Origin of the sequence: Aeromonas sp. ASNIH5, assembly GCF_002902865.1 — a bacterium.
Lineage (GTDB): Bacteria > Pseudomonadota > Gammaproteobacteria > Enterobacterales > Aeromonadaceae > Aeromonas > Aeromonas caviae.
On the sequence record NZ_CP026122.1, the window covers coordinates 4,262,866 to 4,283,267 of the forward strand.

General features: G+C 62.1%; 12 protein-coding genes. 5 read left to right on the plus strand and 7 right to left on the minus strand.

Annotated features, from left to right (window positions below; genetic code table 11):
- Positions 1-160 precede the first annotated feature (160 nt).
- The 3 genes from C2U30_RS20190 (at position 161) to C2U30_RS20200 (ending at position 6,290) form a co-directional block, all read left to right on the plus strand.
- Positions 161-2,881 (plus strand): glycoside hydrolase family 3 protein, encoded by a 2,721-nt coding sequence (locus tag C2U30_RS20190; RefSeq protein ID WP_233720995.1) that lies wholly within the window; start codon positions 161-163, stop codon positions 2,879-2,881.
- A 93-nt stretch (positions 2,882-2,974) separates the two neighbouring features.
- Entirely contained in the window at positions 2,975-4,948 is a 1,974-nt protein-coding gene (locus C2U30_RS20195) for a methyl-accepting chemotaxis protein (RefSeq protein ID WP_158654934.1), read from the plus strand.
- Positions 4,949-4,958: 10 nt separating this feature from the next.
- Entirely contained in the window at positions 4,959-6,290 is a 1,332-nt protein-coding gene (locus C2U30_RS20200; RefSeq protein WP_103244411.1) for an ABC transporter substrate-binding protein, read from the plus strand.
- A gap of 321 nt (positions 6,291-6,611) precedes the next feature.
- On the opposite strand, the gene C2U30_RS20205 is transcribed toward C2U30_RS20200, so the two are convergent.
- From C2U30_RS20205 to C2U30_RS20230, 6 genes are all read right to left on the minus strand, one after another.
- Positions 6,612-7,634, minus strand: a complete 1,023-nt coding sequence (locus C2U30_RS20205) for a LacI family DNA-binding transcriptional regulator (RefSeq protein ID WP_041201452.1) — start codon at positions 7,632-7,634, stop codon at positions 6,612-6,614.
- 139 nt (positions 7,635-7,773) lie between these two features.
- Positions 7,774-8,643: a MalM family protein gene (locus tag C2U30_RS20210; protein ID WP_103244412.1), complete on the minus strand. Its 870-nt coding sequence runs from the start codon at positions 8,641-8,643 to the stop codon at positions 7,774-7,776.
- Between the two features lie 74 nt (positions 8,644-8,717).
- On the minus strand, positions 8,718-10,007 hold the full coding sequence (locus C2U30_RS20215; RefSeq protein WP_039041336.1) for a carbohydrate porin: 1,290 nt from the start codon (positions 10,005-10,007) through the stop codon (positions 8,718-8,720).
- 61 nt (positions 10,008-10,068) lie between these two features.
- Positions 10,069-11,430 carry a putative glycoside hydrolase gene (locus tag C2U30_RS20220; RefSeq protein WP_134997563.1) on the minus strand — a complete coding sequence of 454 codons (1,362 nt, stop codon included), beginning with the start codon at positions 11,428-11,430 and terminating at the stop codon, positions 10,069-10,071.
- An 810-nt stretch (positions 11,431-12,240) separates the two neighbouring features.
- On the minus strand, positions 12,241-15,366 hold the full coding sequence (locus C2U30_RS20225; protein WP_103244413.1) for a multidrug efflux RND transporter permease subunit: 3,126 nt from the start codon (positions 15,364-15,366) through the stop codon (positions 12,241-12,243).
- Positions 15,367-15,380: 14 nt separating this feature from the next.
- Positions 15,381-16,538 carry an efflux RND transporter periplasmic adaptor subunit gene (locus C2U30_RS20230; protein ID WP_199767304.1) on the minus strand — a complete coding sequence of 386 codons (1,158 nt, stop codon included), beginning with the start codon at positions 16,536-16,538 and terminating at the stop codon, positions 15,381-15,383.
- A gap of 155 nt (positions 16,539-16,693) precedes the next feature.
- Here C2U30_RS20230 and C2U30_RS20235 point away from each other — a divergent pair, with 155 nt between their 5' ends.
- Positions 16,694-17,422, plus strand: a complete 729-nt coding sequence (locus C2U30_RS20235) for a response regulator (protein WP_103244414.1) — start codon at positions 16,694-16,696, stop codon at positions 17,420-17,422.
- The gene (locus tag C2U30_RS20240; RefSeq protein WP_103244415.1) at positions 17,419-18,498 is read left to right on the plus strand and encodes an ATP-binding protein; all 1,080 of its coding nucleotides are present in this window, start codon (positions 17,419-17,421) and stop codon (positions 18,496-18,498) included. The genes C2U30_RS20235 and C2U30_RS20240 overlap by 4 nt, the downstream gene beginning before the upstream one ends.
- Positions 18,499-18,643: 145 nt before the next feature.
- Here C2U30_RS20240 and C2U30_RS20245 read toward each other — a convergent pair whose 3' ends face one another.
- Positions 18,644-20,134 (minus strand): SulP family inorganic anion transporter, encoded by a 1,491-nt coding sequence (locus C2U30_RS20245; protein WP_103244416.1) that lies wholly within the window; start codon positions 20,132-20,134, stop codon positions 18,644-18,646.
- Between the last annotated feature and the right edge of the window lie 268 nt (positions 20,135-20,402).

Genomic DNA, 20,402 nt, shown 5'->3' on the forward strand with positions numbered 1-20,402 from the left:
GACGAAGAGATTTCTGTTTACCATTTAATATTCTTGCAATCGATTTCAAATTTGACTGTTTTTCAAGACGACTCGCCATGAACGATGAGTCCAGGCGATGAACGAGAACATCCGGAGAGTCATAAGGAAAATGCGTAAAACTACAGGTCTCACCAGGTCTATGACCTGCCTATTCGTGGGCTGCGGCATCTGGAGTGCCGGGATGGCGGATGAGTTGTCGACCATGCCCTATTTTTCCACCTGGCCGCAGATCCACAGCGCCATTGCCAGGGACGAGGGGATGGAGCATCAGATCCAGGCTCTGCTCTCCCGGATGACCCTGGAGGAGAAGGTTGGCCAGATGATCCAGCCCGACTTTCGTGAAGTGACACCTGAGGAGGTGACGCGCTACAAGATTGGCTCCGTCCTCAACGGGGGAGGGGGCTGGCCCGGCAACAACAAACACGCGTCGGCCCAGGACTGGGCACACCAGGCCGACACCTATTGGCAGGCGGCGGAAGCGGGCTTTGAGGGCAGGGGGTATCGCATCCCCTTCATGTGGGCGACCGATGCGGTGCACGGCCACAACAACGTCTTCGCGGCGACCCTGTTCCCGCACAATATCGGCCTGGGGGCGGCGCGGGATCCGGATCTCATCTACCGTATCGGCCAGGTGACGGCGCGGGAAGTGGCCGCCACCGGGCTGGATTGGACCTTCGCCCCGACGGTGGCGGTGCCGAGGGATGATCGCTGGGGCCGGACCTATGAGGGCTATTCCGAAGATCCCACCATCGTCTATCACTATGCTGGCGAGATGGTGCGTGGCCTGCAAGGTTCCACGACGGATCTGCGCGGCCAGCGCCATGTCATCTCGAACGTGAAACACTTCGTGGGGGACGGCGGCACCCTGAACGGGGTCGACCGGGGTCAGAACTTCTATTCGGAAGAGGACCTGCGCAACCTGCACGCGGTGGGCTACTTCTCGGGGCTGGATGCCGGTGCCCAGGTGGTGATGGCTTCGTTCAACAGCTGGCACAACGAGCTCAACCGCGATGTGCTGCCAGAGGACGGGGTTGAGTACAACGGCAAGCTGCACGGCAGCCGCTATCTGCTGACCGACGTGCTCAAGGGCAAGATGGGCTTTGATGGCCTTGTCGTCTCTGATTGGAACGGTCACAGCGAGATCGCCGGTTGCACCATGGGGAGCTGCCTGCCTGCGGTGCTGGCCGGGGTCGACATCTTCATGGTCACGGCGCGCAAGGACTGGATGGAGTTTCGCCAGAGCCTGCTCGATGGCGTGGCGAGCCGACAGATCCCGATGAGCCGGATCGACGATGCCGTGACGCGTATCCTGCGGGTCAAGATGCGGGCCGGGCTGTGGGAGAAACCCATGCCGTCGGCCCGTGAGCTGGCGGGCAAGCAGGGTGAACTTGGTGCCGTGACGCACAAGGCGCTGGCCCGGGAGGCGGTACGCAAGTCGCTGGTGCTGCTCAAGAACGAGGGCAGGATCCTGCCCCTGAGCCGGCAGAGCCGGGTGCTGGTGGCTGGGAGCGCCGCCAACGATCTGGGCAAGCAGGTGGGGGGCTGGAGCCTGACCTGGCAAGGCAGCGAAAACGGGCGCGGTGATTTCCCCGGTGCCCAGAGCGTGCTGGATGCGGTGACCGCCACCGTCGGTGCGGATCATGTGCAGGTGAGCACGGGATCCGGTGAGTTTGCGGGAGCCAAGCCCGATGTCGCCATCCTGGTCATGGGGGAGGATCCCTATGCCGAGTGGTTCGGCGACATTCCTGACAACAAGACCCTTGCCTATGGGGATCTCAAGAGCAGCTATCACGAGGACCTGTTGACCCTCAAGCGGCTGAAGGCGGCCGGCATCCCCGTGGTGACCGTGCTTTTCTCCGGACGTCCGCTCTACGTCAATGAGGAGCTCAATCTCTCTTCCGCCTTTGTCGCCGCCTGGCTGCCGGGCACCGAGGGGGAGGGGATCACCGATCTGCTGTTCAGGGATGCCAAGGGCAAGGTGGCCCATGACTTCCAGGGACGCCTCTCCTTCTCGTGGCCCTTCAGCAAGTGCGCCACCACCATCAATCGCACGCCCACCCATATCCCGGGCTGGCAGCGTCCAGCCTTCGAGCAGGATCCAGCGGGTGAGTACGCACCGCTCTTCCCCTATGGCTACGGGCTCAGCTACGGCAAGCCTTCCCCTGTGGCGGCCCGGGTCAGCAACCTCAATACCCTGACCCTGGATAATCGTACCTTCGGCTGCAACGAGAGCGACCCCGCCAAACTGAGCGCCGCTGACAAGGTGCTCGAGCTGTTCGGGCCAAAGGCGGGTGAAGAACACCGTCTGCGCATGGGGGATGCCAGCAACTGGACGGGGACTGAAGTCTCCGGCAACAGCGTGACCGAGATGACCTTCATCAAGGTTCAGCCCATCGACTACCTGCGCCAGCAGGATGCGCGAGCGGTCACCTTCCTCGGGGCGGACAAGCCGGGTGTCGACTCCGGGGCCACGATCCAGTTGCAGACCACCCAGGTCAAGGGGGCGGACCGTCGCACCTACCTGAAGGGAGAGAGCGAGCTGCAGGTGACGCTGCGGGTGCAGCAGGCACCAGCGGGGGACATGACGCTGGGGCTGCAGTGTGGCTGGCCCTGCGGCAAGTCTATCGAGATTGCTCCGGCCTTGCGCCAGTTGCCCCCGCAGAAGTGGGTGACCCTGAGTCTGCCCCTGCGCTGCCTCGAAGAGGGCATGGACTTCGCGAAGGTCAATACCCCCTTCATCCTGGGCACCAGTGGACAGGCGCGTATCGACATGGCGACCGTACGCTGGGTACCGGCTTCTCTGCTGGGGGCCTCAGGGGAAGTGGTCAGGCTCGATTGCCAGGGCAGGTTGAGTCGATAAGCCGTCAGCCAGATGCACCAGGATGCCTGTCGGGCTCCTGGTGCCTTGATAACCGGCTCCGCCCCGATGCGGAGGGAGAGGTGGGAGAGAAGGATGTCGATCGTACAGCGGATCAGATTGGGCTTTACGCTGCTGCTGGTCCTGTTGCTATTGCTCGGGGCCATCAGTTATCTGAAGACGACCTCCATTCACGGTCGTTTCCAGCAGGTGACCGAGGAGGCGACGCCTCAGGCCCTGACCGCCAGCCGGCTGCGTGCCGCGTTGCTGATGGCTGACAGGGACAGCCTGGCGCATCTCGCCATCCGGGAGACGTCGGCGTTTCCCGAGTCCCGTCAGCGTGTTGCCCATGACAAGGTCCGCTATGAGCAGCACATCAAGGCATTCGCGGCCCTGACACTCGATACCGAGAGTGAGCGGCAACTCGCCCGGGTTACCGACCAGGCCCCCCGGCTGTTTACCCTCTCTGAGCAGTTGATGAGCCTGCACGAAGAGTCAGTCGAGCTGGAGCGGGTGCTCGCACGGATGCGGAGCGAGCTGCTGCACCTGGACGACAACTACCGTTCGGCGGCAGACCTGCTGGTGCGTTACACGGCGGGGCGGCGCTCTTTGCAGAACAAGGCGGAGCTCATCACCAGCGGTATTGCACGGGATCTCAAGCTGATCCTGCGTGCCGACGGCAACACGGATCTGGTGGCGCTACAGGGGGTGCTGGCCAAAGACATCGACATTGCGAACCAGCGTCTGGAGCGGATTGTTGTCCCCGATGACGTCAAGGCCAGGTTCACCCGCCATGTGGCGCACATTCCCCAACTTGTATTTGGCGACAAGGGGCTGATTGCCACCCTGGTGCGCCGTCAGCAAATCAGCCAGCAACTCCATGGCTTGCGTGAACAGCAGGAGGCGCAGAGCCAGCAACTGGGGGAGGTCCTGGACAGGCTTATCGCCATCAGCAACCAGAGCATGCAGGAGGACAGGCTGAGTGCCGACGTCGCGGTTGACAGCGCCCGCACCTGGATCGTGATGGTGGCCCTGTGTTCCGTGCTCATCGCCCTCATTGTTGCCTGGAGTACGGCCCGCAGCATCCAGGTGCCGCTGGTGCGGATCAATCGGGTTCTCGGTCTGATGGCACAAGGGGACATGACGCTGCGGGTTCGCTACCCCGCCAGGAACGAGCTTGGTGAGGTCGCGAACTCCATCGACCAGCTGGCCCACCACACCAAGACGCTTCTGATGGAGGTCCAGACCGGCTCTGAGTACCTGGTGAGCGAGACGCGCAAGACCGCAGAGATCGGCGAGCAGGTGATGTCGCAGGTGCAGGCGCAGAAGGCTCAGACCGATCAGGTGGCGGCCGCCATCTTCGAGCTGGAGACCAGTGCGACCGAAGTGGCGCGCTCGAGCGATCATGTTCGTCGGGAGGTGGGGGAGGCCAATGACGAGAGCCGGCTCGGACGTCATCTGATGCAGGCCAATCGGGATGGCATCGAGCAACTGGCGACCGACATCGCCGGGGCCATGGCGATCACCCGCAAGCTCGAAGGCTACAGCAGCAACATTGGCAACATTCTCGAGGTGATCCGTGGCATGGCTGAACAGACCAACCTGCTGGCCCTCAATGCGGCCATCGAAGCGGCCCGTGCCGGGGAGGCCGGGCGGGGCTTTGCGGTGGTGGCCGAGGAGGTGCGGGCGCTGGCTACCCGTTCACAAGGGGCGACCCAGGAGATCCAGGTGATGATCGACAACCTGCAGGGATGCGCCCGCGATGTGGCGAGCGTGATGGCCCAGAGCCATGAGCAGACCCAGCAGAGTGTGCAGCAGACCCGGGATGTCGAGAGTGCCCTGGGGGGGATCGCCTCGCGCATGGAGGCCATCAAGGAGATTGCGGATCACATGGCTTATGCCGCAGCGGAGCAGATTTCGGTGAGTCAGGGAGTGGCCCAGCACGTGGCGGCCATCGCAGACGTGGCTCACGAGACCGAGCAGGCGTCCCGGGTATCGGCGAGCAGTGGTGAGGTGTTGTCGGGGCTGGCTAGCCAGCAGCAGAGTCTGGTGGCCCGTTTCAAGGTGTAGGAGAGAGGCGATGTGGAAATCTGTGAGTGCCCTGCTGGTCTGGGGGCTGAGTACGGCGGCGGTATCCCAGGAGCTGGTGCTGGAAACCTGGCGCGTGGATGACGAGGCGCTCTGGAAGGAGCAGTTTCTACCCCGTTTTCAGGCGATCCATCCCGAGATCACCCTTAAGCTGCATTCGCAGCGCTCGGCGGATTACGATCGGGAGCTTGCCGAGCGGCTGGCGGCGGGGAAGGCAGGGGATCTCATCACTTGCCGTCCTTATGATCAGTCCCTGCGGCTGTTCCAGCAGGGGCATCTGCTGGATCTGACGGACCTGCCCGGGATGGAGAACTTCCCGAGCTTTGCCAAGGCCGCCTGGCAGACCGACTCCGGGGCCCAGACCTTCTGCCTGCCCATTGCCTCCGTGATCCAGGGTTTCTACTTCAATGTCGATATCTTCAACGCCCTTGGGCTGACACCGCCGCGAACCCGTGCCGACTTCTTCGCCGTGCTGGAGAAGGTGAAGCAGGATGGCCGCTATCTGCCGCTGGCACTGGCGGCTCACGACAGCTGGGTGGTCTCCGAGCTTGGTTATCAGAACATCGGTCCCAATTACTGGCATGGGGAAGATGGCCGCCTGGCGCTGATCAACGGTCAGGCGCGAGTGACCGATGCCCCTTATGTGGCGGCGTTTCGTGAGCTGGCGAGCTGGCGGCCCTACATAGGGGACCATCCTGCCGATGCCACCGAAGCACAGGCGGTGGATGCCTTTGCTGCGGGCAAGGCCGCCATGATAGTGGCGGGCTCCTGGTCGCTGGCCCAGTTCACCGGCAAGGTCAATTTTGGTGCCTTCCCGCCCCCCGTCGCGCGGGAGGGGGACACCTGCTATTTCACCGATCACACCGACATGGGGATCGGCATCAATGCCGCCAGCCCGAACAAGGAGGCCGCCCTGAAACTGGTGGAGTGGATGGCAAGCGCCGACTTTGCCGAGCGTTTCTCCAATTCGGTGCCCGGTTTTTTCTCCCTCTCCAACCACTTCTTCGAGCTCAAGGATCCGGTGGCGAGCACCATGATGGGCTGGCGGGATACCTGCGATTCCACCTTGCGTCTGGGGGCGCAGTTCCTCACCCGGGGTGAGCCGTCGCTTACCACAGAGCTTGCGGAGGTATCGCAATCCGTGGTGCTCGGCACCATGACGCCGGAAGCCGCCGCCGCGCGCATCCAGCAGGGGTTGGCAAGCTGGTATCCCCCCCAGAAGGCGGCCACGAGAAGAGCCAGTCTGTGTGAAGCGGACGAGCCTCTCCCCACGCTGGCAACCAGCGCGGCCACCGGGACGGAATCCCCCTTCGCAGCGCCTTGACGGTGGCCCTGCTCCCGCAGGGATCTGCACACTCCCCAAGGCGCCTTCAGGCGCCTTGTTTCATTCGGGTCGACCGGGGTCATCGGGTTGTGATTGCCAGGCTTTGGCTGGTGTCATCGGGCCAGGCCGGATTGGGGGCCGGCAGAAGAGGGACGCCAGGTTGTGTGTGGTCTCTGTGCTATGTCAGAGAGTCAAAGTGGAAGACGCGGCAGGGGCAAGTCATTCGCTGGGCAGGCGGCAAACAAAAGAAAAACGGCCCGAAGGCCGCTTTGCGCTGATGCTGTGATCTGATGCTGCCCAGGGAACCGCCCCGGTCTGTGTTCACCCCTTGTACGGCAGTGTGGTATCACGCACCACAATGCTCAATTCGGGCAGTTCGTCCGAGTTCAGCTCCGTGTTCTCGATCAAACCCAACAGAGTCTTGACCATCTTGACACCCATCTCGTAGATGGGCTGACGTACCGTGGTCAATGGCGGGTTGGAATAAGTAGAGAAGGGCAGGTCGTCAAAACCGATGAGCGAGACATCCTCAGGCACCCGCAAGCCGCACTGCTTGAGCCCCAGAATGGCACCGTAACAGGTCTGATCGTTGGCGCAGAAGATGGCGGAGAATTTCCGGCCGCTCTCCACCAGCTTCTTGACGGCATTGAGCCCGCCGACTTCGGCGAAATCCCCCTGGATGACCAGGGAGGGGTCATATTCAATACCTGCGCTCACCAGGGCCTGGCGATAGCCATGATGACGCTCGATGGCATCGTTATGATCCGGCAAACCGACGATATGGGCGATGTCACGATGACCCAGATCCAATAAATAGCGAGTCGCCATGTAGCCACCCAGCCGGTTATTGATGCTGAAGGAGTGTACCCGCTCGGTCATGATATTGTGACCTGTGGCCACAATCGGTATTTGCTGGGAAAACTCGAGCAGTGTTTGCTGATTGACGTGGCCGGTCAAAATAATAAGGCCATCAACCCGCCGGGCCACCAGCAGGCGCAACCGCTCAACTTCTTCTTCCGCATTCCAGTGACCACTGACAATCAGCGGCACATACTCCATGCCCTGAAGAGTGTGTTCAACACCCCGCAACATTTCGTTGGAAAATGGACTCTCCACATGTTGGGTCAAAACACCCAGGGTCATGGACTGACCCGTTTTCAAATATTGCGCCATCAGGTTGGGACGAAAATTCAATTCCTGAATGGCATCTTCCACCGCCTGACGTTTATCTGCGGCCACTTTGGCCGAGCCGTTCAATATCCGGGATACAGTGCTTGCCGAGACACCGGCTCGGCGGGCGATATCATAGACAGTGGCTTTTTTCTCCTGAGCTGACTTCGACATCCCCCCTCCGTACTCGACTGTGAAAACCCCTGGTCATGGCCAGTGTTATATGAATATCTTCTTAATAAATCAGCAAGTTAGGATACCCGTTTCCCCTGGTGGTGACAAGCGATGATGCGCCTTGCCAGGGGAGGGAATGCTACTGCTGGGCGGCAAAAAAGACCTCTTTTGCCTTGGTAAAACCGGCTTGCTCGGCGGCTTTGACCCAGGCGAGCGCCTGCTCATAGTTTTTGCTCTGAACGGCAGTGCGAATATGCTGATAATAATCCAGTTCACCCAACGATTTATCTGGTGAGACCATCACGGGCGATATGGTTTTTGCGATCTGCGTCGCATTTGCAGCGGGCTCTGCGTCCAGCGTCAAATATAGGCGTCCGGTCGCAGAGTGAGGCACTTCCACATTGATGAGGCGGGCGACATCCGTGGTGCGATCATATTGCATGGCGCGCTGGAGATCGTCCGGGTTGAGCCGGGTACTGCCCTGCATGTCCTTCGCCGTGGAATAGATCACCATATAGGCGGCCCGAGCGCTGCCAATGGGGGCCGGAATGGTGAATTCCCCCTGAATGTTCTGCCCTGAAATTAACGAACGACCGTCATAACTGAATGTGGAACCGGGAATGGTTTGAACGGCGTTGTATTGCTCGTCCAGCAACAGGATGCTGGGCAGGAAGACGGTATAGTCGACCGGAATGGTTATTTTGACGCGAGTTGCCTGGCTGACTTCGGGCAGCGAGAAGGCCATTACATAGCTTTTGCCTGAATCAAATGCATAGACCTGGCTGTCGGTGCTCACATCGATCCAGCGGCTCTCCTGCCCGAGGGACTGGAAGCGAAGTTCCTTGAACGACTCGACCGCCACCTTGTTCGACAATTGTTCCCGACCTTGCTCAACCTGTTGCTGCAGGGCGGAGACTGCCGATCCTGGCGAATGCTCCGGGCCCATGCCGGCGCATCCGGCCATCAGCAGACTGACCAGGAAAGGCAGACACTGCTTCGTTCCCTTCATCGTGTTTCCTCGTATGCAATGCGGGCCCCCCAAGGGACCCGAGATTATAGTGCAGATAAGTATCGCGACCTAACCTACCACCACATGTCCGCCTGTACACCGACCAGGAAATCTTCCCGGTCTTCCTGCCAGGGGGTCTCGTTGTTGTGATCGACATAGGTCGTCAGAATGCGGATCTCCGGTGAGGGCCCCATGCCGGTATTGACGGTGAAGGTCGGCACTATGCTGACCTTGTGAGAGGTGCCACCCCGTTCGACGTTGTCGATGATCAGGTTGTTTTTCACATATCCGACTTCCGTCTGGATGGAGAAGAACTCATTGATCGGGAATACCGGGCGCAGAGATGCGGCATACCAGGAGTCATGGCCACCCAGCTCGTAGTCGTTGTACTGGTAGGAGAGGGTCGGTAGCAGATGAATATTGGCGCCATACCAGCCACCCCAGAGGAAGAGGCGGTAGGATTGATCGCCTTCCATCACCTTGGACTGGTAGGGTTTATAGCCATCCGCCTTGTCCTGCAGTGTCTTCTGATACAGGGAGCCCTTGCGATACATGGCGGTATTGGTCAGGTTGGCACCCAGCAAGTCCCCTGAACCCAGCCCACGTCCTGCCTGGGCGATGAACTTGGAGAAGCCGCCCGGCATGAAGAAGAAGTCGTCGCGGGAATAGATGACGGTTCCTTCTGCCCCCTTGGTGGCATATTGCTTGTTGTCGCCGGTGAACTCGTTGCTGGGCATCTGCTTGAGTGCGATCTCCATGTCCCAGGCACCGTAGAGGGCGCTAGTGTGGAGGGTGTGCATGGTGGCTTCAGTGCCATTGGCGCGGTCGGAGTGGCTGGTGTCGTTGCTGTTGATATAGGCAAAGTCCCACTTGCCACCCGCCATCTCCATGGCTTTGATGCCGACGCCGGTTCCCGAGTAGTCCGTGTAGAAATAGTCGGTGGTCCAGATGTAGTTCTCGCGGTCGTAATAGCGCAGGCCGCCCCACATGGTCCCGGTCGGGGTGATGCCACCCAGCTCCACATAGGTTTCTGACACACCGCTTTCGCGAGGCGCGGCACGGGTTTGCAGGCCGTCGGCATCGGACTCCACCTTGAAGTGGATGTTGACCGACTTGTTGCTGCCCAGATCCCACAACTTGTTCAGGCCCGCTTCCCAGCTGTTGTCCAGCTCGGAGCCCAGGCGCCCCATGGTCTTGTCCATCTCATATTCGTACCCCGCCTTGGCGAAGTTGTCCTTGGCGTCAAACATCGAGCCGGCACGAATATAACCGTGGAAGCCAAAACTCTCGGCGGCATTCGATACTGCGGGCACTGCCAGCCCGCAACATGCCCCGACAAACAAGGCGAGTGACTTCAATTTCATCTTATTGCTCCAATCCGTAGAAAATTATTTTCAATCGATTTCTCGAAGATTCAATGCCTTGTCACCTGATCTGCTGACAGGGCTGATTGCTGTCAAAATCTGCCGGGATGGCTGTTTTCAGGGCCACGTTGGTGAAGGCGAAGCGCAGACCGGCCATGGAGTCCCAGGCCCCGCTCAGGTAGAGCGCCTTTTGCACCGAGCCTGTGTTGGCCGCAGGAATGAGAGAGGCGACCGGCAGGATGCAGCGGTACCAGGTGTCGTCATCGGGCACGATGTTGCTGTCCATGGTGAAGAAGGTGCCAAAGTCCGGGCCTGCGGTACCGTCCATGCGGATCTGGATGTTGGGGGAGTCACCGTAGCTGGAGACTTTCAGGTCGAGCAGCATGGCGCCGTCCTGATAGGCGGAGAGATCCCCATTGGCGCTGTCGGTCCCGAGGAAGGCGGCGCCATTGCCTGGCAGGTCCATGGTGATGACCTGGTTTTCATCGGTCAGGGTGCCGCCGAAGCTGGCTGCCGGGTAATCGGCGCTGCGGTCCTGGGCCTGGCTCTTGTCACCGGAGTAGTAGAGTGCGGCATCGGTGGCTACCAGCGCGGGGGCATTGTTGACGCCGGAGCCTGTGTCCGGATTGGTACCTGGATCGGTGCCAGGATCGGTACCGGGATCGGTTCCCGGGTCGGTGCCTGGGTCTGTGCCCGGGTCGGTAGCACCGCCAGGCGCTTCACAGGTGACCGGGTCGACAACGGGCTTGGCCGAGGTGGTGAGCAGGTACTTGATGTTGGTGATTTCGTAGTTGAAGGCTTCTTTGGTGGCCAGGTGGAACGGTGTGCCCACAGTGGCGAGGTTGATGGCCGTGGCACCGGGGAAGGGCTTCATGCAGTTGATGGGCAGCGTGAGCGTTTCCCAGTCGCCCGAACCGGTCAGGGCGCTGGCAATGGGCAGGCTGCTGCGGTTGGGATATTCGTTGTCGATGGAGGCATTGAGCACTTCCGGCACCTTGCTCTTGGTCCGCAGCTGGAACTCGATGAAACCGGAGGCGTATTTGCTCAGGTTCAGAGGGGTGGCGGATTTGAGCATGAAGGTGCCATCTCCGTCACCGGCTACCTGCACATCGGCGGTGTCATCGGTACCGGCATTGTTGATGAGCACGGCGCTGATGCTGGTCATGGCGACGGGAGAAGCGGTGACCGGTTGCAAGCTCCAGTTGTCCTTCTCTGACTGGATGCTGGGGGTTGTACCCCCATTGGCACCGACCCCGAACAGGATCAGGGTGCTGTCGCCAGGGGGCGTGGTGCCACCGTTGTCGCCACCGTTATTACCACCGGTGTTGCCACTATTCGAGTCGATATTATCGGCCCCACCACACCCGCCAAGCAGGGCAGCGGCGATCAACGACGCCAAAAGTCCTTTTTTTGATGCATTCATACTGACCACTCCAATCAATGGGAAAAATATCCACCGCGATGAACCGTCAAGACTCAAACAGACGCTATGCAATCGATGCCAAGACAAATCATGCTGGCTTCATTTTCTTGAAATCGATTTCCAATGCAATGCTTATCCCCTGTGATGATCAAAGTTTGTGTTTCAAATCACAGAAAGCGTGTCCTGATGACCAGCTGATGGGATGTGCAAGAAAGAGTTATCTTTAAATGAAAAGAGTTCATGGTGTTGTTTTTAATGGATTATTTTCTTTTTCTCTTGAGGCTGACGATCAGAGGGAAAGTATCGGAGTAGATCTGCAATGTATCTGAGGTGATTGCGATGTGTCGATTTCTGAGTAACACTTAAATTGACTTCGATTTCATAGTGTGTTGAATGAGACTCAGGCTGTCATCAACATTGCGGGGGCCTCTCCAGCGGTTCAAGCACCAGGAGTGTCCAGCCTTGACTGGTGATGGCAGACAGCATGCAGTCGATGAGGCCAAGGGAGTCGGCCGTCAGAGCGATGCTGAGGCCGGGTTCCTGCTGGGTCGGCACCGACCCGGGATGGTGCAAGCCCCCTGTGCCAGATAGCAGATCGCCATCTTGGAGAAGACCAAGGATGCACCGGCGACGGAGGGCTGGTCACAAATCTTGGAGAGGCAACCCGCGATAGGGTCGCCCCGCAGCACCGGCCATGAACCACAGGCCCGGCACCATGGCGCGCTCATCCTCTTCGAAGGAACGCAAAATGGTGCCAGGCATGCATTGCATGATCATCGCCTCCTCAGGGCCAGCAAACCCGCGCAGCGGTCAGCATGATCGGTGCTGTGCTCGCTGTGTCCGCCAGGCCTGAATGCGCGTCTGGGTGCCGATGACGAAGACAAAAAAGACCGGCACGAAGAAGATGGCCAGCAGGGTGCCGCTGATCATGCCGCCGAACACGCCGGTGCCGATGGCATGCTGGGTCTCCGCGCTGGCACCACTGGCAAGCATCAGCGGCACCACGCCGAGGGTGAAGGCGAGCGACGTCATCAGGATGGGGCGCAGGCGCAGGCGGGCGGCGGTCACCGCAGCGTCAAGCAGCGAGCGCCCTTCGCCGTGCAACTGGCGGGCAAACTCCACGATGAGGATGGCGTTCTTGGCCGACAGACCGATGATGGTGATCATGCCCACCTTGAAGAAGACGTCGTTGGGCATGCCGCGCAGCATCACCGCCGCCACGGCGCCGAGCAGGCCCAGGGGAACCACCAGCATCACGGAGAGCGGAATGGACCAGCTCTCGTAGAGCGCGGCCAGCACCAGGAAGACCACCAGCGCCGACAGCAGCATCAGCAGGGGGGCCTCGGCCGCCGACTGGCGCTCCTGCAGCGACTGTCCCGTCCAGGCCAGGGCGAAGCCTGGCGGCAATTGCGCCACCAGGCGATCCATTTCCGCCATCGCGGCGCCACTGGACACCCCGGGGGCGGCACTCCCGGAGAGACGCACGGCGGGGAAGCCCTCGAAGCGCATCATCTGTTGCGGCGACTGGCGCCAGGTCGGCGTCACCACCTCCCGCAGGGGCACCATGCCGCCGCTGGCATTGCGCACCCGCAGGCCGAGTACGTCATCGAGCTGCATGCGCGCCTTGGCGTCGGCCTGCAGGATGACCTGCTGCATGTGCCCGCCGTTGGGGAAATCGTTGATATAGAGCGATCCCATCGCCGCCGACAGGGTGCTGCTCACGCTGGTGAACGAGAGTCCCATGGCCTCGGCCTTCTGCCGGTTGATCTCGAGGTGAATGCTCTCGCCGGGGGGCAGGCTGTCGGGATAGACATCGCTCACCACTTCGCTTTGGGCCGCCAGTGCCAGCAGTTGCGCCTGGGCGGCCAGCAGCGCGGCCTCCCCCTGGTTGGCCCTGTCTTGCAGGAAGAGCGTGAAACCGGAAGAGGTGCCCAGTTCGTCGATGGCGGGCGGCAGCAGGCTCATCACGGTGCCTTCCTTGCTGTTGGCCATGGCGGCCTGTGCCAGCTCAGCCTCTTCGGCAGCCGTGGCACCATGACGCTGGTCCCACTCTTTGAGCATGGTGAAGGCCATGGCGGCATTGGGGCCTGCGCCGGAGAAGCTGAAGCCCTGCACCACCAGGTTGGTGTCGAGCGCCTCGCGAGAGGCCACATGGGCCTCGAACTCCTTGATGACGGCCAGGGTGCGCTCGCTGGTGGCGCCGGTCGGCAACTGGATGGAGGTCATGAAGTAGCCCTGATCCTCGTCCGGCAGAAAGGAGGAGGGCAGCTGGGTGGCCGCAATGGCCAGCACGGCGCAGAGGGCGGCGAAGGTAGCCATCATGCGTCCGCTGCGCCCGACCAGCCGGGTGACCCGAACGCCGTAGCCTGCGGTGAGCCGCTCGACGCCCCGGTTGAAGGCGCCGAAGAAACCGCGCTTCTCATGGTGATCCGGGCTGATCGTACGCAGCAGGGTGGCGCAGAGCGCCGGCGTCAGGGTCAGGGCCAGGAAGGCGGAAATCAGGATTGACACCGCCATCGACAGGGTGAACTGCTGGTAGATGACCCCCACGGAGCCGCTGCCGAACGCCATGGGGATGAACACCGCCGTGAGCACCAGAGTGATGCCGATCACCGCCCCGGTGATCTCCTTCATGGCCCGCGATGTCGCCTCTCGGGGCGATAGCCCCTGGGTGGCCATCAGGCGCTCGACGTTCTCCACCACCACGATGGCGTCGTCGACGATGATGCCGATGGCCAGCACCATGCCGAACATGGTGAGGGTGTTGATGGAAAAGCTGGCGAGCAGCATCACCGCGAAGGTGCCAAGCAGCGCTATGGGGGCGACGATGGCCGGGATCAGGGTGTAGCGCAGGTTCTGCAGGAAGAGGAACATCACCAGGAACACCAGCACCATGGCTTCCAGCAGGGTATGGATCACCTTGTCGATGGAGACCTTGACGAAGGGGGCCGAGTCGAACGGGATCGAATAGGCCATGCCCGCCGGCAGAGTGGGGGCGAGCTGAGCGAGACGGGTGCGCACCGCATCGGCGGTGCGCACGGCGTTGGCGCCGGGGGAGAGCTGGATGGCGGCGCTGGTGGCAGCCACCCCGTTCTCGCGGTTGGAAAAGGCGTAGGATTGCGCCCCCAGCTCGACCCGGGCCACGTCACCCAGCACCAGCTTGGCGCCATCACTTCCGGCCCGCAGCACGATGGCGGCGAACGCCTCGGGAGTGGTCAGTTGCCCCTCTACCGTGAGGGGAACCGTCAGTCGCTGGCCAGGCAGGGCGGGTTCGTCGCCGAGGCGCCCCGGTGCAATCTGCACGTTCTGCTGCTCAATGGCCTGCGCCACCTCGCTGATGGTCAACCCGTAGGCGGCGAGCTTGCCCGGATCCACCCAGATGCGCATGGCCTGCTCGGCGCCGAACAGCTGCACTCGCCCCACGCCGTCGATGCGGCGCAGCTCCTGCACGATATTGCGCGCCATGTAGTCGTTCAGCGCGACCTCATCGAAGCGGCCATCCGGTGAAGTCATGCCGACCATCATCAGAAAGCCGGACGAGGCGGACTCCACCTGCAGGCCGGTTTGCCGCACCGCCTGTGGCAAGCGAGGCTCGACCGCCTTGATGCGGTTTTGCACGTCCATCTGGGCCAGCTCCGGATCGGTGCCCGGCTTGAAGGTGGCGGTGATCTGCGCGCTGCCGGAGGCATCTACCGATGACTCGAAGTAGAGCAGGTTCTTCACCCCCGACAGCTCGCGCTCGATCAGGCTCACCACCGCATCATTCAGGGTCTGCGGCGTGGCGCCCGGATAGGTGGCATAGAGGGTCACCGACACCGGCGCCACCGAGGGATAGCGGGAGATGGGCAGCTTGGGGATGGCGATGACCCCCGCCAGCACGATGAAGAGGGCGATCACCCAGGCAAACACCGGGCGATGAATGAAAAACTGCGGCATGAAATGTCTCCGATTCAACGGTTACCGGCGTCAGCCTGCTGGCTGACTGCGGGGGATTGCCAGGGATGGGCAATGACTTGCGTCCCCGGGGTCAGGCGGTCGATCCCCTCGATCACCACCCGCTGTCCGGCGTTGAGCCCGGACGTGATGCGGTACTGGCTATTCACCAGTTCAGCAGTGTTGACCGGAACCAGTTGTGCCTGCCCCTGGCCATCCACCACCCATACGCTGGTCTGGCCCGATGTGCGCACCACCGCCTGCTGAGGCACGCTCAGGGCGTTGGCATAGCGGGCACGGGGAATGCGCGCCTGTACGTAGAGGCCGGGCAAGAGCCGCCGCTCCGGGTTGTCCACCAGTACCCGCAGCAGTACGTCACCGGTACCGGCATCCACCTCGATGCCGGAGAAGAGGATGTGCCCCTGCATGCCGAGCGGCTTGCCGTCGCTGCCGAGGATGTCCACCGCCAGTTCCGGTGCCGTCGAGCCAGCCTGCTGGCGCAGGGTGTCCAGCACAGAGGCCGGTTGACGGACATCGACGTAGACCTGATCGATCTGCTGGATCCTGGCCATGGGGGTGGCGTCGGTGGGGGACACCAGGGCCCCTTCACTCACCAGTGCCTGATCGATGCGCCCGGCGATGGGGGCTTCCACGCTGGCAAATTGCAGGTTCAGCTGGTGCCGGGCCAGAGTCGCCCTAGCCTGAGCCACGTCGGCGGCCGCCTGATCCCGCTGGGAGACGGCATCGTCATAGGTCTGGCGGCTGATGGCCTCGGTGCGCAGCAGCGGCACCAGACGGTCAATCTGGATACGGGCGCGGGCCAGCACGGCCTGGGCCCGCTGCAATGCTGCGGCGGCGCTGTCGACATCTGCCTTGAAGGGGGCCGGATTTATCTGGAACAGCACGGTGCCTGCGCCGATTTCGGCATCCTGCTCGAACAGGCGGCGCTGCACGATGCCGCTGATCTGGGCCCGAATTTCGGCGCTGCGCACCGCGGCTACCCGGGCGGGCAGATCCTCGCTGATGACCAGGTCCTGACCTGCCAGCGTCATCACCGACACCTGAGGAAGGGTCGGCGCATCTTGCGCTTGCGTCGCCCCATCGCAACCTGCCAACCCGAATGCGGCAATGACGGCGAGCAGGGTGCCCGCATACCGCTGTTTGACAAACATCATATTCACCTCGTTAAACCGCCTCCCGGGCATGGTGTTGCCGCGAGAGCACATCGAGCGGGCATTATGGAGAGGGGCTATTGCGAATGATTCGAGGCTTTGTGGAGAATCCATGGAGGCGGTGATAAAGTTCAAGCCCACCATTTTCGAGTCCGACCATGTCGTATCTTCCTGCTTCCGCCAACCCGGCGGCCCAGTCACTGGTACTGATTGCAGAGGATGAAGCCGAGATAGCCGACATCCTCGCCGCTTACCTGCAACGCCACGGATTGCGCACCCTGCATGCCGCCGATGGCCGCGCAGCCCTGGCCATGCACCAGACATGCAAACCCGATCTCCTGTTGCTGGATGTGCAGATGCCGCAGCTCGATGGCTGGCAGGTGCTCAGCGAGATCCGGGCCCGTGGCGACACGCCGGTGATCATGCTCACCGCCCTGGATCAGGACCTCGACAAGCTGATGGGGCTGCGCATGGGGGCGGATGACTATGTGGTCAAACCCTTCAACCCGGCCGAAGTGGTGGCCCGGGTACAGGCGGTGCTCAGACGCAGCCAGGCAGCAAAACAGGCCACGGCCCGGGTGCTGCGGGTCGGCCCCTTCCAGATCGATCTGGAGAGCCACGAGGCCAGCATTTGCCGCGATGAGGGGCAGCAGGTGCTGGATCTGACCCTGACCGAGTTCAAGTTGCTCGCCTCCCTGATGCGGGCACCCAAGCGGGTGTTCAGCCGCGCCGAACTGCTGACCCACTGCCTGCCGGAGGGGGATACCCAGGAGCGCACGGTGGACAGCCACATCAGCAAGCTGCGCAAGAAGCTGGAGGCACAGGGCATCCAGGGGGTGCCCGCCAGTGTCTGGGGCGTCGGCTATCGCTTCGGGGGTGATGCGTGACATCGGCACCCGGCCTGCGCAGGCAAATCATCCGCTCCCTGGGGCTGATGGCGCTCGGCATCATCTGCCTCGCGGTGATCGGCACCTATGTGTTCTACGCCATTGCCGTGACCTATGTGCCTGGCAGCATCTCCGAGAGCTGGATGCCCTCCAGGGTCGAGATGATCTGGATTGGCTCGACCATTCTCATTGCATTGGGGATGGCGCTGTACGTGGCGGTGCGCCTCTCTCGGCGCATCCTGACTCCCCTCAACTCGGTGGCAAACAGCCTGCGAGAGGTGGCAGAGGGCAAACTCGATGCGCGCGTGCCGCTGGATGAACAGGCGATCGGGGAGACGGCGCAACTGGTGCGGGACTTCAATACCATGGCCGAGCGATTGCAAAGCATGACCCGTGAGCGGGAGTTCTGGAATGCCGCCATCGCTCACGAGTTGCGCACCCCGGTGACCATCTTGCGTGGCCGCTTGCAGGGGCTGGCCGAAGGGGTATTTCCGCCAGAGCGTGCGCTCTTTGAAGGTTTGCTGCGCCAGGTGGAGGGATTGACCCACCTGATCGAAGACTTGCGGGTGCTCAGTCTCAACGACAGCGGCCACCTGGAGCTGCAACGAGAGGCGATCAGGCTGGCCGACGAGCTTGCCGTGGTGCTTGAGGCGTTTGCCACCCCTCTGGCCGCGAGCGGTTTCACCCTCAAGCGGGAGCTCGATGCCGAGCTCTGGGTCTGTTGCGATGCACTTCGCATCCGTCAGGCCCTGATGGCGCTGCTGGAAAATGCCCAGAAGCACGCGGTGCCGGGCATGCTGACCGTGCGCCTGCATCGTTCTGGCACCCAGTGCATCCTGAGCGTGGAAGACGAAGGGCCCGGCATCAGCGAGGAGGTCGCCGCCCATATCTTCGAGGCGTTTCGCCGGGGGGATCCGTCACGCTCGCGCAAGAGTGGCGGCAGCGGGCTCGGGCTGGCCGTGGTCAAGGCCATTGCCGAGGCCCACGGCGGCAGTGCGGTCTGCCAATCCGGCGGGCGGGGCGGCACCCTGTTCCTGCTTTCCTGGCCCCTCTTGCACCCTGACGGCAGGTCATGACCCCGCATTGCCCCATCGGCTCGGGATGGGCGCGCCGAGGCGCGTGTGTTGACTGTGATCCAACAGCCCAAAAAAAGCCCATCTCATGGGGAGAGACGGGCTTTTTTTATGGCTTGCAGGCAGCGCCCTCATGGGGGCGCCGGGATCAATGCTCGGCCAGCAGGGGCTCTCCCTCCTGGCGTTTGTCGTGGATGGCAAAGCGATCGACCAGGGTGGCACTGGCGTCGTTCAGGCCGATGACCGCCACCTCTTTCCCCTCACGGCGGAACTTGATGACCACCTTGTCGAGGGCCGTGATGGCGGTGATGTCCCAGAAGTGGGCGTGCGTCAGGTCGATGACCACCTTCTCCACTTCCTCCCTGAAATCGAAACCGGCCAGGAACTGCTCGGCGCAGGCAAAGAAGACCTGGCCCCGCACCAGATAGGTACGCACGGCGCCGCTGCGCTCGCTGTCGCTCTTGACCAGCATGACGCGGGCAACCTTGTGGGCGAAGAAGAGGGAGGCGAGCAGTACCCCCACGAAGACCCCGAGTGCCAGGTTGTGGGTCGCGACCACCACGGCGACGGTGGTTACCATCACCAGGTTGGTGGAGAGGGGGTGGCTCTTCAGGTTGCGTACCGACTCCCAGGAAAACGTGCCGATGGAGACCATGATCATCACGGCCACCAGGGCTGCCATGGGGATCTGACGGATCCACTCATCCATGAAGACCACCATCAGGATGAGCAGGGTCCCCGCCACGAAGGTGGAGAGGCGGCCGCGGCCACCGGATTTGATGTTGATGACGGACTGGCCAATCATGGCGCACCCCGCCATGCCTCCCAGCAGACCGGCGCCGATGTTGGCGATCCCCTGACCCTTGCACTCGCGGTTGCGATCGCTTGGAGTGTCGGTCATCTCGTCGACGATGGCTGCCGTCATCATGGACTCGAGCAGTCCCACCACCGCCAGCCCCGCTGAGTAGGGGAAGATGATGGCCAGGGTCTCCAGATTGAGGGGCACGTCGGGCCAGAGGAAGACCGGCAGGGTATCGGGCAGCTCACCCATGTCGCCCACGGTACGGATGTCGATGCCCAGGGTGATGGCCACCGCCGTCAGGATGACGATGCACAGCAGGGGGGAGGGGAGCAGTTTGCCCACCACGGGAACGAGCGGGAACAGATAGATGATGCCAAGCCCGGCCGCGGTCATGGCGTAGACCTGCCAGGTGACGTTGGTGAGCTCGGGCAGCTGGGCCATGAAGATAAGGATGGCCAGGGCGTTGACGAAGCCGGTCACCACGGAGCGGGAGACGAATCGCATCAGGCTGCCGAGCCTGAGGTAGCCCGCCGCTATCTGGAAGAGGCCGGTGAGCAGGGTGGCTGCCAGCAGATACTGCAGGCCATGTTCCTTGACCAGGGTCACCATCAGGAGTGCCATGGCGCCGGTGGCGGCGGAAATCATGCCGGGACGACCGCCGACGAAGGCGATGACCACGGCGATGCAGAAGGAGGCATAGAGGCCGACCTTGGGGTCGACGCCCGCAATGATGGAGAAGGCGATGGCCTCCGGGATCAGCGCCAGGGCGACGACGATGCCCGACAGCAGATCGCCCCGTATGTTGGAGAACCACTCTTGTCTTGCACGTTCCAGCATGGGGATTTTCTCGCTCGTTGAGGATCCATGGCCACAGGCCCGCAAATCAGGGGAAATGGCGGGGATCACAGGGTTGGATTGGCTGTTGATGGCCGGGTAAACCGGCCGGTCGGCATAACCGGAGTCAGGCGGCAGAGGCCGCACAGGGCAGGGTCAGGGCGGCGTGACGGCCACCCCAGAGCACATAACAGGCATAAGGGGCGCATGTTAACAGCCGGTGCCAGGCCGGGGAAGCCCGGATTGTTTTATCTAGCACAAGAGCAGCCAA

Excerpts from the sequence above, each read along its gene's own strand:
- C2U30_RS20215 (WP_039041336.1), bottom strand. The coding sequence starts at position 10,007 with ATGAAATTGAAGTCACTCGCCTTGTTTGTCGGGGCATGTTGCGGGCTG.
- C2U30_RS20230 (WP_199767304.1), bottom strand. The coding sequence starts at position 16,538 with ATGATGTTTGTCAAACAGCGGTATGCGGGCACCCTGCTCGCCGTCATT.
- C2U30_RS20245 (WP_103244416.1), bottom strand. The coding sequence starts at position 20,134 with ATGCTGGAACGTGCAAGACAAGAGTGGTTCTCCAACATACGGGGCGAT.
- C2U30_RS20195 (WP_158654934.1), top strand. The coding sequence starts at position 2,975 with ATGTCGATCGTACAGCGGATCAGATTGGGCTTTACGCTGCTGCTGGTC.
- C2U30_RS20220 (WP_134997563.1), bottom strand. The coding sequence starts at position 11,430 with ATGAATGCATCAAAAAAAGGACTTTTGGCGTCGTTGATCGCCGCTGCC.
- C2U30_RS20200 (WP_103244411.1), top strand. The coding sequence starts at position 4,959 with ATGTGGAAATCTGTGAGTGCCCTGCTGGTCTGGGGGCTGAGTACGGCG.
- C2U30_RS20205 (WP_041201452.1), bottom strand. The coding sequence starts at position 7,634 with ATGTCGAAGTCAGCTCAGGAGAAAAAAGCCACTGTCTATGATATCGCC.
- C2U30_RS20235 (WP_103244414.1), top strand. The coding sequence starts at position 16,694 with ATGTCGTATCTTCCTGCTTCCGCCAACCCGGCGGCCCAGTCACTGGTA.
- C2U30_RS20225 (WP_103244413.1), bottom strand. The coding sequence starts at position 15,366 with ATGCCGCAGTTTTTCATTCATCGCCCGGTGTTTGCCTGGGTGATCGCC.
- C2U30_RS20190 (WP_233720995.1), top strand. The coding sequence starts at position 161 with ATGACCTGCCTATTCGTGGGCTGCGGCATCTGGAGTGCCGGGATGGCG.
- C2U30_RS20210 (WP_103244412.1), bottom strand. The coding sequence starts at position 8,643 with ATGAAGGGAACGAAGCAGTGTCTGCCTTTCCTGGTCAGTCTGCTGATG.